The sequence below is a fragment of the Micromonospora sp. NPDC047187 genome (genome assembly GCF_040643355.1).
Taxonomy (GTDB): Bacteria; Actinomycetota; Actinomycetes; order Mycobacteriales; family Micromonosporaceae; genus Micromonospora; species Micromonospora salmantinae.
The window spans coordinates 341,620-356,174 of record NZ_JBEYUF010000003.1 but is presented as its reverse complement, the minus strand read 5'-3'; the positions used below and the strand labels follow the sequence as shown (position 1 = coordinate 356,174).

General features: G+C 73.3%; 12 protein-coding genes. 1 reads left to right on the top strand and 11 read right to left on the bottom strand.

The genetic code is table 11. The features are described from left to right. Positions 1-24: 24 nt before the first annotated feature. Both ABZ794_RS08955 and ABZ794_RS08950 read right to left on the bottom strand, forming a co-directional pair. A complete protein-coding gene (locus tag ABZ794_RS08955; RefSeq protein ID WP_238691317.1) occupies positions 25-2,469 on the bottom strand; it encodes a transposase in 2,445 nt (814 codons plus the stop codon). 39 nt (positions 2,470-2,508) lie between these two features. After that, on the bottom strand, positions 2,509-3,462 hold the full coding sequence (locus ABZ794_RS08950) for a DNA primase (RefSeq protein WP_210784749.1): 954 nt from the start codon (positions 3,460-3,462) through the stop codon (positions 2,509-2,511). Positions 3,463-3,622: 160 nt separating this feature from the next. Between ABZ794_RS08950 and ABZ794_RS08945 the strand changes: the two genes are divergently transcribed. Beyond that, positions 3,623-3,961, top strand: coding sequence for a helix-turn-helix transcriptional regulator (locus ABZ794_RS08945; protein WP_210784748.1), 339 nt, complete (start codon positions 3,623-3,625; stop codon positions 3,959-3,961). Positions 3,962-3,982: 21 nt separating this feature from the next. On the opposite strand, the gene ABZ794_RS08940 is transcribed toward ABZ794_RS08945, so the two are convergent. The 9 genes from ABZ794_RS08940 to ABZ794_RS08900 all read right to left on the bottom strand — a co-directional run bounded on the left by ABZ794_RS08940 (position 3,983) and on the right by ABZ794_RS08900 (position 14,549). Then, positions 3,983-4,657, bottom strand: a complete 675-nt coding sequence (locus ABZ794_RS08940; protein WP_238690987.1) for a permease prefix domain 1-containing protein — start codon at positions 4,655-4,657, stop codon at positions 3,983-3,985. Positions 4,658-4,725: 68 nt separating this feature from the next. Beyond that, entirely contained in the window at positions 4,726-6,489 is a 1,764-nt protein-coding gene (gene cydC, locus ABZ794_RS08935) for a thiol reductant ABC exporter subunit CydC (RefSeq protein WP_357514970.1), read from the bottom strand. A 23-nt stretch (positions 6,490-6,512) separates the two neighbouring features. Continuing rightward, positions 6,513-8,189, bottom strand: a complete 1,677-nt coding sequence (cydD, locus tag ABZ794_RS08930; protein WP_357514929.1) for a thiol reductant ABC exporter subunit CydD — start codon at positions 8,187-8,189, stop codon at positions 6,513-6,515. Then, positions 8,186-9,193, bottom strand: a complete 1,008-nt coding sequence (locus tag ABZ794_RS08925) for a cytochrome d ubiquinol oxidase subunit II (RefSeq protein WP_357514928.1) — start codon at positions 9,191-9,193, stop codon at positions 8,186-8,188. The genes cydD and ABZ794_RS08925 overlap by 4 nt, the downstream gene beginning before the upstream one ends. Before the next feature lie 10 nt (positions 9,194-9,203). Further along, complete coding sequence (locus ABZ794_RS08920; RefSeq protein WP_238690990.1) at positions 9,204-10,457, bottom strand: cytochrome ubiquinol oxidase subunit I; 1,254 nt, start codon at positions 10,455-10,457, stop codon at positions 9,204-9,206. A 271-nt stretch (positions 10,458-10,728) separates the two neighbouring features. Further along, entirely contained in the window at positions 10,729-11,634 is a 906-nt protein-coding gene (locus ABZ794_RS08915; protein ID WP_357514925.1) for a M56 family metallopeptidase, read from the bottom strand. Between the two features lie 10 nt (positions 11,635-11,644). Beyond that, the gene (locus tag ABZ794_RS08910) at positions 11,645-12,118 is read right to left on the bottom strand and encodes a BlaI/MecI/CopY family transcriptional regulator (protein ID WP_091394501.1); all 474 of its coding nucleotides are present in this window, start codon (positions 12,116-12,118) and stop codon (positions 11,645-11,647) included. 156 nt (positions 12,119-12,274) lie between these two features. Next, positions 12,275-13,099, bottom strand: coding sequence for an aldehyde dehydrogenase family protein (locus ABZ794_RS08905; protein WP_238690992.1), 825 nt, complete (start codon positions 13,097-13,099; stop codon positions 12,275-12,277). After that, positions 13,092-14,549, bottom strand: coding sequence for an aldehyde dehydrogenase family protein (locus ABZ794_RS08900; protein WP_357514923.1), 1,458 nt, complete (start codon positions 14,547-14,549; stop codon positions 13,092-13,094). Before ABZ794_RS08900 ends, ABZ794_RS08905 begins: the two co-directional genes overlap by 8 nt. Between the last annotated feature and the right edge of the window lie 6 nt (positions 14,550-14,555).

Genomic DNA, 14,555 nt, shown 5'->3' with positions numbered 1-14,555 from the left:
GGCGCTCCCGCGTGTGCTGACGGATCAGGACTGGTAGCCCGCCGAGCGGTACTCGTACTCCCGGTCGTCGTCGCGGTCACCGTGGTCGCGGCTGAAGTCCCAACCGCCGGCCGCCTCGCGACCGGGCCGACCACCCACAGCGAAACCGCCGATTTCCTGGCCGCGACGCCAGCCACGGAAGTAGCCGGTCGTGTTCTCCGCGAGACTTGCCGCATCACGCACTATCCGCAATGGGCGCTCCTCGCGCAGCGGGGAACCCGGCACCAGGTTGGCCTGCGGCACGCGCTTCGGCAGCCCGGCGTTGGTTTCGGCGCCCACCGCCGGGCGGGCGGCCTGCTCCGCGGCCTGCCAACCGGTGTCGGCCGTGGTCGACCAGTCCAGGTCGGACTCCTCGGGCTGCCCCACGAACCAGGCCGACTTGGCCTGCGCGAAGATCAGCAGATCGCCGTCGCCCTCGTCGGCGACCGGCGGCGGCCGGTGCTCCATCGGCGGTGGCCGGTGCTCGACCGGGGGCGGCGGCCGGTGCTCGGGGGCGCGCTCCGTACGGGCGGCCGCCCGACCGTTGCGAGCGGCCTGCTCGCGGTCGACCAGGCGCAGCGGTGGCGTCTCCAGGTGCTGGTCCGCGGGAGGGTTGAGCCCCTCGCGCAGCGCCCGGTCGGCCAGCGGCGGCGGCTCCACCAGCCGCAGCATCGGTGGCTCCGGTGGCAGGTCGTCCGCCAACCACGGCGGGGTGACCCGACCGTCGGCCCGACCCGGGTCGGTCGGGGCGTCGACACCGCGGCTGCCGCCGTACGAGTAGGCCACCGGGTTGTTCGGTGAGCTGTCGGACGGGTCCTCCGGGTTGTTGACCAGCGGCCAGTTGGCACGGGAGCCGGGCGGTGCGGTCTCCTGACCCGGCCGGGGGGTCGGCACCGGAATGCTGAGATCGGTGGCGCTGAACCCGCCGGTGGGTGGCTCGTCGACCGGGCGTTGCTGGTGGCTCGGCCGGGGCTCGCCGTTGGTCTTGGGGCGGGGCGGAATGACGGTCCGCTGCCGCTCGGCCCGCGCGTTGTTGATCGCGGCAGTGGTCAGCGTCGGCCGGAACGGCTCACCGGCCTCGGCCGGCGGCACCATGCCGCGCTGCGCCGGCGCGATCGGGGTGATCCCGGGCGGCGGAGGCGGCGGCGAGGAGACGGGCCGGTTGGTCGGGCCGTCGATCCGGCTGGGGAGCGGCTCGCTGCGACTGGGCAGCGTGGACGCAGGCGGACCAGCCATCGCCGCCGGAGTCATCGGCGCGGGTGCTACCGGCGGCGGCGTGACCGGCGCGGGGGCGACCGGCGGTGGCCCGAGCGGGCGGGGCGACGCCAACGGCGCGTTACCGGGGACCGGCTCGGGGCGGCTGCGCCGCCCGACAGCGGGTGCCGGGTCGGCGGCCGGCGGAGTGGGTCGAACCGACCGCAACCCGGCGTTGGTGCCGGCCAGACCGGTCAACCCGGCGTTGGCGCCGGCCAGGCCGGTCAACTCGCCGACGGACTCGCCACGGCGGGCCGCGGCCCGGCGGCCGGGTGCCTGGACAGGAGTGGTGACCCGTGAGCTGAGCGCGCTGACCAGCGCCTCACAACCGGCGTCGCAGGCCCGTACGGAGGCGACGGCCTGGCGGACCGTCTCGGCCACCGCGGACGTGAGCGCCCGGTTGACAGCGGCACGTCGGGGTGTCTCGGAGATGGCGACCCGCAGCGCGGTGACCGCCTCGTTGATCTCCTCGGCATCGGCGACCCCGTCCGCGGCGAGGTGCGCGGCGATGGCATCCGCCGCGACCGAGACCTCGCGGCCCCGGGCCACGGTGCCGCCGAGCATGCCCGGCTCGGGCAGCGCGTCCAGCACGGCCAGAGAGACCGGCTCGGCCGGGTCCGGGTATGCGCGCAGGGCCGCCGGGTAGAGCTCACGCAGAACCTCGCGCAGCGCCACGGCGGCGGAGTGTCGACCACTGGCCAGCGCGGCGTGCGCGGAGAGCACCTGCTTGTAACCGGCGAGGTCCCGAGGTGCCGGCAGGGTGACAGCGGAGAGCGCCCCCGCCTGCAACGCGCGGGCGAGGCCGACCGCCCGTCGTTCGGCCGGAGGCGACTGCATCTCCTCAAGGGAGTCGTCATCGGCGAATCGCTCGGCGAAGTCGTCCACCGAGTCGTCGTCAGCGATGGCCAGGGGTCGCCCCGCGGCGCTCAGCAGCGAGGTGACCGTGTGGTCGTCGCTGTCGGCGGCGATGGCCGCACCGCTCGGCCCGCCCGACCGCTCCACGAGCAGCGCGACGAGCTGGGCGTAGCCAGCGGCGTCATCGCTGATCTCGCAGACATGCAGCAGACGGCCTGCGTCGTCGACCACAGCGGACGTCAGCGTCGAACCGGCGGAGGCCGGTCGGTCAGCCGGATCCGCCGAGGCCAGACCGCAGTAAACGCGCACGAGCGCCACGGCGTCGTCCTCCTCCCGGGACAGGTCTTTCCTCTGCCAGCAACTGATGCTCCCCGGTACGGGTCAGTCGCGCCAGTCCACCACCGCAGAGATCTTGCCGACAATGGTGCGCCAACCCAAACTTGCGGTCTGCGCCCCGATCTTCTTCAGCCGTCGCCGCGCCATGAACGCGCCGATCCCACCGTTGGCGGTGCCACGCAGAGCCTCGTCCAGGTCGTCGAGGCTGGAGCCGGCGGAGAGCATGTCGAGTACCGCAGGCAGCCGCAATGCGTACGAGAGGTCACGCGCGGCCTCACCCGCCTCGATCAGCAGGGTCGAATCCCACGTGTCGTGCCCGCCGCGCAGGTTCTCCACGACCAGGTCGAGCTCGTAGGTGTCCTCGTCGAGCGGAGCGATGTCTGCCGGCTCCACCCGTTCGGACAATTCATTCCAGCTGTCCAGTTGGGACAGATCGTTTGGCGCACCGGATCGGATGAAACTGACAAGCGACTCGGGGGTCTTGAACAGCAGCAGCTTGCCTCGGTTGCTGAGGAAGACCGGCACCTCCTCGTCGTCCGCCTCGTCCGTGACGGCCTCGTCCGACTCGTCGTCGGTCTCGGTGTCGGTGGCGGCGCCGTCCCGGCGGCGCTTCGACTCGTCGTCCTCGTCGGCGAACTCCTGGGCCAACTCCTCGTCGAGGATGACGACGGTCTCGTCGTCCTCCTCCTCCTCGATCGCCTGGCGGCGGGCGAGGAACGGGTCGTCCTGGTCGCGCTCGGTCACGTCGGTCGGAGTCAGCGAACTGGCCGGTCGGTACGCCCGGAGCGTGAAGCCGGTGCCGGCGGGCAGGGCGATCTCCACTGGGTCGATGCGCAGCTCGTCCCAGAGTGAGCGGTCGATCGACGCCGACGGGCGGTCGGTCTCGGTCTCGTCTGGCTCGGCCGCGCCGGTGGTGTCGTCGAGCTCGGGCTCGTCGGCGTCGGGCCGTTGGGGCGACTGGCGGGCCACGCTGACCTCCGTGTGCTTCGGGTTGCCCACCCACCGGGGTCTCTGACCGGCGAGTGACTCTGGGCACATACCCTAGTCGGCAGCCCTGGGTGACCGATGCCCGCACCCCGGTGGCCGGTTGGCGCACTGGTCCGACCTGCTGGTCGTCACCGCTGGCGAAGCGGCGGTTCGACAAGTAGCGTAGCTACGTATGAAGGCCCAGGAACTGCACGGCCATCTCGACGCTCTGCTGCTCGCCGTGCTCGAACAGGGCGCGCTGCACGGCTACGCGATCATCGAGGCGCTGCGCGCCCGCAGTGACGGCAGTCTGGATCTACCCACCGGCACCATCTATCCGGCACTCCGTCGCCTGGAACGCGCCGGTCACGTGGCGAGCACCTGGAGCACTGTCAGCGGCCGGGAACGGCGGACGTACGAGCTCACCGACTCCGGCCGGCGGGCGCTGGCCGGGGAGCGGGCCGGCTGGCGTGAGTTCCAACTGACCGTCGGCCGGTTCCTCGATCCCGGCAGCCCGCCCAACCCGGCCTGACCCGCTCGGATCCGCCGCCGATCAGCGGGCGGTGGCCAGCAGCCAGCCGCGCGCCGCGCGGGTCAGCGAGAAGTAGGCGCCGCCCACCAACACGGCACCGATGATCATCGGGGGCCAGTGCGCCGCCGCGTCCCAGAGGTTGAGCGACCAGGTGAAGAGGGCGCTGCCGGTCACTATGCCGAGCGCCAGCACACCGGTCAGACCGGTGCCCACCGCGCGTTGGGCCAGGGCCAGGCCGGGCCGGGGCGCCCGCGCGGTCGCCCAGACCACCAGCAGACCGGCCACCGAGAGCACCAGCGCGCTCATCCAGATCCAGTCGACCGAGTTGGAGAGCAGCAGGTAGCCGGCCGGGGGACGTGGGCCGCCGCTCCAGCTCGACCCCCGCCAGGTCAGATCACCGGCGACCACCCCCACCCCGGCGATCGCCAGCATCCGCAGGGATAGGCCGCGCAGGGCGCCCACCGCCAGCTCCGCCTGCCAGGAGGGGAGCACCTGCGCCGGTGAGCCGAACTCCACCACCGCCCGGCGTTGCGCCTCGGTGGGTGGCACCCCGCTCTCGCGGTACGCCTCGACGGCGTCGAGCAACCCGTGCCGGGCCTCGGTCAGCAGGTCGGACTTGAGTCGCGCCGGCCCCTGCAGTCGAGCGGCCAGCTCCCGCAGGTGCTCGTCGACCATCACGTCCTCACCGCGCCCCATGGCACCACACTGCCACGGACTTTCGCCGGTCGACGTCCGGGAGAACCCTGGTCCGCCCCCGAGTCGGCTCAGGGGGCGAGGGCCAGGTAACCCCGTTCGGCCGCGGCCTGGAGCAGCCACTGGTCCCGGTACCAGCCCGGGGCCGCGACCAACTCGGCGTGCCGACCGCGCTGGATCACCCGGCCGCCGTCCAGGACCACGACCTCGTCCAGCTCGGCCAGCCCGCTGAGCCGGTGGCTGATCAGCAGCACCGAGTGCCCGGCGGGGGTGGCGGCGAGGGCGGACGCGAGCACCGCGTCCGCGGCGGTCGGGTCCAGACCTTCGGTGGGCTCGTCGAGCACCAGTACCGGCGGCGCGGCGAGCAGGGCCCGGGCCAGCGCCAGCCGCTGCCGCTGCCCGCCGGAGAGCTGCCCGCCCTCCTCGCCGACCAGCGTGTCCCAGCCCGCCGGCTGAGCGCGGACCCAGTCCAGCAGGCCGGCGGCGGCGGTGGCCGCGGTCAGCTCCTCCTCGCCCGCCCCGGCCCGCCCGAGCAGCAGGTTCTCCCGCACCGTGGCATGGAAGACGTACGCCTCGGCCAGCAGCCCACCGACCGCGCGCGGCAGCGTCTCCTCGGCGTACGCAGAGAGGTCGTGACCGTCCAGGGTGACCCGGCCGGACGCGGGCCGGACGGTGCCGGTCAGCACGGCGGCCAGTGTGCTCTTGCCGGCGCCGCTCGGGCCGACGACAGCGATCCGGCGTCCCGCCGGCAGGTCCAGGCTGACCCGGTCCAGGGCGGGCGCCGCACCGGCCCGGTACCGCACCGTCACGTCGTCGAAGCGCAGCTCGTGCGGGCCGGTCAGGTCCGTTGGACCGGTCGCCGGTGGCGCGGGCGGCGGGTCGGCGTCGAGCAGGTCGGCCACCCGGGTCAGGCCGGGGCGCAGCTGCGTCCACTGCCGGGCCGCCGCCACCAACGCCAGCGTCACCTCGACGGCGGCCAGTGTGCCGACGGCCAGGACGCCCACCAGCACCCCCGACACGTCGGCGGCGAGCGCGACCAGCACCACCGCTGCGGCGGTCAGGCCGGCGGCCAGCACGCCGGCCGCGTCCACCGCGAACCCGGTGGCGGCCAGCCGACGTTCCAGCCGGGCCAGCCGGTCGGCGCGTTGCTCGGCGGCGCGCAGCGTGACGTCGGTCGCCCCGAACGCGGCCAGGTCGGCCGCGCCGTGGGTGAGGTCGATCGCGTCGGTGGCCAGCGCGCCCCGCAGGGGGGCCACCTCGGCCGCGCTGCGGCGGGTGACCGCGGTGGCCAACGCGGGCAGCGCCACCCCGGCGACAAGCAGCCCGAGGGCGAGCGCGCCGGCGGCGGGTGGTGAGATCAGCGCCGCCACGGCGACCGCCAGCACACCGACCACTGCCGCCGCCGAGGCGGGCACCAGCACCCGCAGCAACAGGTCCTGGACGGCCTCCACGTCGGAGACCAGTCGACTCAGCACGTCCCCCGAGCGGTGCGCCGTGCCACGGCGGGCCGCCAGGGTGGCAAAGACCCGGGCCCGGACGTCGGTGATCATGCGGAGCACCGCGTCGTGTCCGGCGAGCCGTTCGGTGTAGCGGAACACGCCCCGGCTGATCGCCAACGCCCGGACCGCGACGATCGCCACGGTGAGGCGGTCCAGTGGAGGCTGACCGGCGGCGCTCATCAGCAGCCAGGTGGCGGTGGCCATCAGGGCCAGGCCGGCGAACTCGGTGGCGGCCGCCAGCAGCCCGGCTCCCACCAGGCGGCCCAGGTACGGCCGGGCCAGTCGCAGCACGGCCCGCTCGGCGGCGGCCCGCCCCGCCGGTGCCGCGTCGGCCATCACCGCCGGCCCGTGTTCTCCGGTCATCGGGCGGCCTTCCCGGTCGGTTCGGGCGTCAACTCGGTGACCCGACCGTCCTCGATGCGCAGGATCCGGTCGGCGTCGGCCAGCAACGCCGGCCGGTGCGCGACAAGCAGCGCCGTCCGCCCGGCGACCAGGCGACGGGTGGCGTCGAGCACCACCGCCTCGGCCGCCGTGTCGAGTCGGGCGGTGGGTTCGTCGAGCAGCACCACCGGGGCGGCGCGCAGGAACGCCCGGGCCAGTGCCACCCGCTGCCGCTGCCCACTGGACAGCCCGTGACCGCGTTCACCGAGCAGGGTGTCCAGGCCGTCGGGCAGGCCGGCCACCACGTCGTCCAGTGCGGCGTCGTGCACCGCGGCGGTGAGTACGTCGGCCGGGGTGTCGGGCGCGCCGAGGCGGATGTTGTCGGCCAGCGAGGCGGCGAAGAGGTGTGCCCGCTGCGGCACCCAGGCGAGCTGCCGGCGCCAGGCGTCCGGGTCGGCGGTGGCGAGGTCGACCCCGTCCACCGTGATCCGGCCGCTGGTCGGCACCACGAAACCCAGCAGCAGGCCGAGCAGCGTGCTCTTGCCGGCGCCACTGGGCCCGATGATGGCGATCCGCTCACCGGGCCGGATGGTCAGTGTCACGTCGCGCAGCGCCGTGGTCCGCTCGTACGCCACTGTCACCCCCTCGAACCGGATCTCGGCCCGTGCGTCGGGGACGGAGGCGCCCTCGGCGGCCCGGGGCGCGGTGGGTGCGGCGGAGACTGTCAACGCCTCGTCCAGCGCGGCCAGCCCTTCCATGCTGGCGTGGAAGCGGCTGCCGGCGGTCCGCAGCGGCAGGTACGCCTCCGGGGTCAGCAGCAGCACCAGCAGCGCGGTCTGCAGGGCCAGCCCGCCGCCGAGCAACCGGATTCCGACCGGCACCGCGACCAGCGCCACCGAGAGGGTGGCGACCAGTTCGAGGACCAGCGCGGAGAGGAACGCGATCCGCAGCGTCTTCATGGTGGCGACGCGGTGACCGTCGGCCATCCGGCGTACCACGTCGGTCTGCGCCCGGGCCCGCCCGAAGGCGCGCAGCGTGGGCAACCCGGCGACCATGTCGAGGAAGTGCCCGCCGAGCAGCGCGAGCCGCCGCCACTGTCGCTCGGTGGCGGCCTGCGCCTGCCAGCCGAGCAGCGCTCCGAAGACCGGGATGAGCGGCAGGGTCAGCGCGATGATCACCGCCGAACTCCAGTCGGCGAAGACGACCCGCGCCAGCACCGCCAGGGGCACCGTCACGCTGAGCACCAGCTGCGGCAGATACCCGGTGAAGTACGCGTCCAGCGCGTCCAACCCACGCCCGGCCAGGGTGGCGATCTCACCGGCCCGCTGCCCGGCCACCCACCCGGGCCCGTGCCGGCCCACAGCGCCGAGCAGGTCGGCCCGCAGCGTGGCCTTGACCGTGGCGGCGACCCGCGCCGAGACCGTGCCCTGCGCCCAGACCAGTGCCGAGCGGGCGGCGACCGCGACCACAAAGCCGGCCAGCGCCGGTCGATCCAGCCGACCGTCGATCGCGGTGGCCAGCAGCGACGCGAGCGCGGTGGCCTGCGCCACGATCAACCCGGCGGCCAGCACCCCCAGGAGCGCGAGCACGGCAAGATCGCCCCGGGCCGCAGGGACCCGGCGCAGCAGACGCGGGTCGAACGGACGGCGGCTCACCAGTACACCGGTGCCCTACCGTCGGTCCGTCCTCGGAAAACCCACCAGCACATCGCCTGGAAGCCTAGTAGGGCCGGAAGTAGCGGCAGCGCCACCCAGCCCAGCAGCCGCAGTGTCGGCGCGCTGGCGGCGGCGTCGGCCACCCGCAGCGAGGCGTCCGGGTCGGTCGTGGACACCAGCACGTAGGGCCAGAGAGCGGCTCCGACCAGCAGCACCGGCAGCGCCAGGGCCGCACCGGTGGCGACCAGAGCCCACCCTGGCCGCCGCCGGGCCAGCGCCGCGCGGGCCGCCAGCAGCGCCGCCACGAGCAGCACCGGCAGGAGTACGGCCACCGCCGGCCGCTGCACGGCGTCGCGTACCCGGGCGGAGAGCAGGCCCACGACGGTGGCCAGGGCGACCGCGGTGAGCGCCACCGGCACCAGCCGGCGGGCCGTACGGCCGACCACGGCGGCGGCCTCGGCCGACAGTCGCACTGTGAGGAAGGTCGCCCCGTGCACCGCGACCAGTGTGACCACGGCCAGCCCGGCGGCGGCCGCGAACGGGGTGGCCAGGTGTGTCACCCCGGCGACGTGCCCGTCGGCCTGGAGGGGTACGCCCTGCAGCAGCGCCGCGAGCAGCACACCCCAGCCCAGCGCGGCGAGTGCGCTGCCGACCACCACGACGCGGTCCCAGCGGGCGCGGACCCGCTCGTCGTCGGGTCGGCTGCGCAGTTGCACCCCGACGGTGACCAGGATGACGCCGACCAGGGCACCGGCGACGGCCGGATAGCAGCCCGCGAGCAACTCGCCCTCCAGGAGGGGGAACGCGCCGAAGAGAATGCCCACGGCGGCCACCAGCCAGACCTCGTTGCCGAGGAAGAACGGGCCGAGCGCGGTGAGCGCCTCCCGCCGCCCGGCCGGACCGACGCCGCGGGCGAGCAGCAGCCCGACGCCGTAGTCGTAGCCGGCGAGCACCAGGTAACTGGCGAAGAAGAGGCCGAGCAGGGCGTACCAGGCGAGGTCCACTGTCTACTCCTCAGAGGAGGGCGGGTTCGGGGTGGGCCGGCTCGGTGGGCGGTGCCGGTGGGCGACCGAGCGCCGGGTCGGCCGCGCCGCGCCTGGCGTGCCGGGCGAGCAGCACCCAGTTGGTGACGGCGAGAGTGCCCAGCAGCAGGCTGAACCCGATCAGCGAGGCGAGCATCAGCGGTGCGCTGACCGGGGAGACGGCCTGCTCGGTGGGGAGCAACCCGTACGCCACCCAGGGTTGACGGCCGACCTCCCGGGAGATCCAGCCGAGGATCACCGCGATGAACGGCAGCGGCAGGCCGAGCACGATCAGCCAGAGCGGGAAGCGCAGTCGGATGACCCAGTCCCGGAAGAGCAGGGGCAGCAGGAGCCAGACGCAGCCGAGGGTGAAGCCGATCAGGATCATGAAGCCCAACCCGACGCTGGCCAGCGCCGGCGGGGTGTAGTCGCCGGGGCCGAACCGGGTGGTCCACTCGGCGATCAGCGCCTGGCTCTCCGGGCCGTCGCCGCCGAACTTGGTCGGCTGTACCGAGCCCACCGGACCGAACTGGGCGAAACCGAAGCCCTGCACCATCGTGATGGCCAGGGCCGCGGTGACCAGGCCGATCCGCAGCGAGGTGCGGAAGAGCGCGAAGTCCGGGGTACGCCGGATCAGGTGCCCGGCGCTGACCGCCGCCATCAGCATCCCGCCGACCAGCAGCGCCGCCGAGACCACGTGCCCGAAGGCCATGCCGAGGCTGGGGTTGGTGAGCAGCGCGCCGAAGTCGGTGAGGTGGGCGATTCCGTCGCGGACCTCGTAGCCGACCGGGTTCTGGAGCCAGGAGTTGGCCACCATGATCCAGAACGCCGAGGCGTACGCGGTGATCGCCACGCCCCAGAGCAACGCGAGGTGGACGCCCTTGCCGAGCCGGTGCCAGCCGAAGATCCACATCCCGAGGAACGTGGACTCCAGGAAGAACGCCACGAGCGTCTCGATGGCCAGAGGCGCGCCGAAGACGTTGCCGACGTAGCGCGACAGGCCACTCCAGTTCAGCCCGAACTGGAACTCCATCACGATGCCGGTGGCGATGCCGAGCACGTAGTTGATCACGTAGAGCTGACCCCAGTAGCGGGTCAGCCGCTCCCACTTCGGGTTGCCGGTGAGCACCCAGGCGGTCTGCATGCCGACCAGCAGGGTGACCAGCCCGAGCGTGACCACCACGAACAGAAAGTGGATCGAGGTGGTGGTGGCGAACTGCAGGCGGGCGAGGAGCAGGGTGTCCATGACAGCCCTCCATAGCGTTGGCTCCCTTGTCGTAGCCACCCTACACGTAGTTTGCCTACTGATAGCAACTACTACGCCCTGTCGTAGGTAACCCTACTACGTCACGTAGTAAATGGGGGAAGGTCGCGCTCGATCCTGGATGTAGTGGTCTCGCGACCTCCGGGATGTCCCTCGATCTGATCGAGTGCGATCTTGCGAGGGGTGCCGGGGGCGCGGGGCAGCGGCCCTCCGCGCGGTTCTGCCGCGTGGGCTCAGCGGTGCCTTGTGGGCGTCAGCTCAGGAAGAGGGTGACCGGGAGGGCGACCAGCGTGGTGGCGACCGCGAGGGCGGTGGCGCCGAGCACCCGGGGCGGCCGGTCGCTGACCAGCAGGCGCTGCACCCGTACGTCGAGATCCCGGTCGCCCATGCCGAGCGCGCCGGCCGGGGTGATCCGGTGCCCGGCGGCGGCGAACCGGCGCAGCGCACCCGCCAGCGGGGCCTCGGCGTGCAGCTCGCGGGCCTTGTCGTCGGCGCGCATCTCGACCAGCAGGGCGACCCGCTCGTGCGCGTCGCGCACCCAGCCGAACCACGGCAGTGCCCGGCACAGCGCGGTGAACGGCAGCAGCACCAGGTCGTGGCGCTCGTGGGCGTGCGCACGCTCGTGGCTGAGAACCGCGGCCAGCTCGGCCCGGTCCAGCAGGCTCAGGGTGCCGGCGCTGACGACCACCTGCGGCTTCACGCCCGGCAGGCAGTACGCGGCGGCGCTCGGATGATCCAGCACCAGCGCGCCCGGCGCGGCCGGGTCGTCCCGGGCGACGAGGGAGAGCAGGTCCCGGTGGCGGCGCTGGGCGCGTACGGTGCCGTGGATGCTGCGCACTGTCGTCGTGACCAGCACCGCCCCGATGCCGAAGCCCACGCCGACGCCGGCCAGGTGGAACGTGCCCACCCCGATCGGCAGGGTGCCGTGGGCGAGGTCGTTGGTCAGGGCGAGCAGTGCGCTGCCGGTCGGCCGGTCGTACGCGCTCAACCCGAGGGCCATCGGCAGGCCCATCGCCGAGAGGCCCAATGCCAGCCCGACCGCCTGCCAGCAGATGATCGCCACCCGAGGGCTGCGCCACGTCCAGGTGGAGCGGGCCAACACCTGGGCGGTCAGATAGCAGGCCAGCATCGTGGCGGCGAAGTGCACGGCGTAGGCCATGGCGCGCGCCCTACCGCTCCGCTGCCTCGCCGGCGGGTCGTCGGCCCGCCGGCCCGTCCACCCGGTCGGTCAGGGCGTCGGCCCCGCCCGCGTCGCCGCCGGTGGAGCCCGGCCCGGTCAGGCCGGCCTCGCTGCCCAGGGCCGCTCGCAGCACCTCGGCCTCGGTGCCGGTCACCGAGCGGGCGAAGCGCACCAGCGCGGCGTCCCGGCTGCCACCCAGGTCGAGGGCGTCGAGCATGAGTTGAGCGATGTGCGCCTCGCGGCTGGCCGCCGGACGGTACCGCCAGGCCCGACCCTCCCGCTCCCGCTGCACCATGCCCTTGCCGGCGAGCCGGTCCAGCACTGTCATCACAGTGGTGTACGCCAGCTCACGGCCGTCGAGCGCGTCGGCCACCTCGCGCACGGTCACCCCGTCCGACGTGCCGGGAACCACGTCCCACAGCACGTCCATCACCGCACGCTCAAGATCGCCCAACCGAGTCACGAGCCAATCCTACCCCCGGTAGTAGACCCCCCACCCACCCGCGCCACCCAACCCGGGCCCGCCCGGATCCTGGTGACCCGACCCGAGGCGGAACCCGCAAGCTGACCCGACCGACGAACCCCTCCCCCGAAAACCCAAAAGGCCGAGCAAAAACGATCACACCCCCTTGGGGTGCCACACCGTCTTCGTCTCCAACAGCGCGGTCATCGGCGCCACCCCTGGGTCAGCGGTCCAGTCGTGGTTCCCCGGGGCCGGTCGGAGCACCCGCTTGAGGTTCTCCGCCGCCTTGACCTCCAGGTCGGTGGCGAGCGCGGCGTCGCTGACCCCGGTCAGGTCGATCGCGTTGACGTCCATGTGCGCTGCCAGCGTCGGCGCGGTCTCGGTGATCGCGCCGGTGAGGATGTTGACCACACCGCCGGGCAGGTCGGAGGTGGCCAGCACCTCGGCCAGCGTCACCGCCGCCAGCGGCTCGCTCGGGGAGGCCGCCACCACCACCGTGTTGCCGCTGACGATCGCCGGGGCGATCACACTGACCAGGCCGAGCAGCGCCGGGCGCTCCGGGGCGACCACAGCGACCACGCCGGTCGGCTCGGGCGCGGAGATGTTGAAGTACGGGCCGGCGACCGGGTTGGCGCCGCCGTACACCTGGGCCAGCTTGTCGGCCCAGCCGGCATACCAGACCCAGCGGTCGACAGCGGCGTCCACCTCGTCGCCGGGGATGCCCAGGGCGACGAACTGTTCGCGGCGGCCCTCCAGCATCTCGGCGGCCCGGTAGAGGATCTGACCTCGGTTGTACGCGGTCGCGCCGGCCCAGCCCTTGACGGCGGCGCGGGCGGCGACCACCGCGTCCCGGGCGTCCTTGCGGGAGGCCAGTGACACATTCGAGGACTGCACGAGATACGACCGTCCCGACTCGCTGCGCGGGAACTTCCCGCCGATGAAGAGCTTGTACGTCTTGCGTACCGCGACCCGCTCAGACATTGAGGTAGCCCTCCAGCCCGTGCCGGCCGCCCTCGCGACCGTAGCCCGACTCCTTGTAACCACCGAACGGCGAGGTGGGGTCGAACTTGTTGAAGGTGTTGGCCCAGACCACGCCGGCGCGCAGCCGGTCGGCCATCCACAGGATCCGGGAACCCTTGTCGGTCCAGATCCCGGCCGACAGCCCGTACGGCGTGTTGTTGGCCTTCTCCACGGCCTCGGCCGGGGTGCGGAAGGTGAGCACCGACAGCACCGGGCCGAAGATCTCCTCGCGGGCGATCCGGTGTGCCTGGGTGACGCCGGTGAAGATGGTCGGCGCGAACCAGAAGCCCCGGTCGGGCAGGTCGCACGGCGTTGACCAGCGCTCGGCGCCCTCGGCCGAGCCGGCGTCGGACAGTTCGCGGATCCGCTCCAGCTGGGCGGCCGAGTTGATCGCGCCGACGTCGGTGTTCTTGTCCAGCGGGTCGCCGACCCGGAGCTGAGCCATCCGTCGCTTCAGCGACTCCAGCACCCGGTCGGCCACGTTCTCCTGGACCAGCAGTCGGGAGCCGGCGCAGCAGACGTGCCCCTGGTTGAAGAAGATGCCGTTGACGATGCCCTCGACCGCCTGGTCGATGGGTGCGTCGTCGAAGACGATGTTGGCGGCCTTGCCGCCCAGTTCCAGGGTGAGCTTCTTGCTGGTGCCGGCGACCGACCGGGCGATGGCACGGCCCACGTCGGTGGAGCCGGTGAAGGCGACCTTGTCCACGCCTGGGTGCTCGACCAGCGCGCGGCCGGTGTCGCCGGCACCGGTGAGGATGTTGACCACACCGGCCGGCAGGTCGGCCTGCTGGCAGATCTCGGCGAAGAGCAGCGCGGTCAGCGGGGTGGTCTCGGCCGGCTTCAGCACCACGGTGTTGCCCGCGGCGAGCGCCGGGGCGATCTTCCAGGCCAGCATGAGCAGCGGGAAGTTCCACGGGATGACCTGCGCGGCAACCCCAAGGGGTTGCGGGATCGCCCCGCCGTGCTGGCTCGCCGGCCTCTGGCCGAACCCGGCGTGCTCCAGCTTGTCGGCCCAGCCCGCGTAGTAGAAGAAGTGCGCGGCGACCAGCGGCAGGTCGACGTCGCGGGACTCGCGGATCGGCTTACCGTTGTCGAGCGATTCCAGGACGGCCAGCTCGCGGGAGCGCTCCTGGATGAGCCGGGCGATCCGGTACAGGTACTTCGCCCGGTCCCGGCCCGGCATCGGGCCCCAGACCTTGTCGTACGCCTTGCGGGCGGCGCGCACCGCGCGTTCCACGTCCTGGGCGCCGGCCTCGGCGACCTCGGCCAGCACCTCCTCGGAGGCGGGGTTGATCGACTTGAAGCTGCCACCGTCGGTCGGGTCGACGAACGTGCCGTCGATGAACAGCCCGTACGAGGGTTTGAGGTCCACCACCGAGCGGGACTCGGGGGCGGGGGCGTATTCGAACATCGGCTA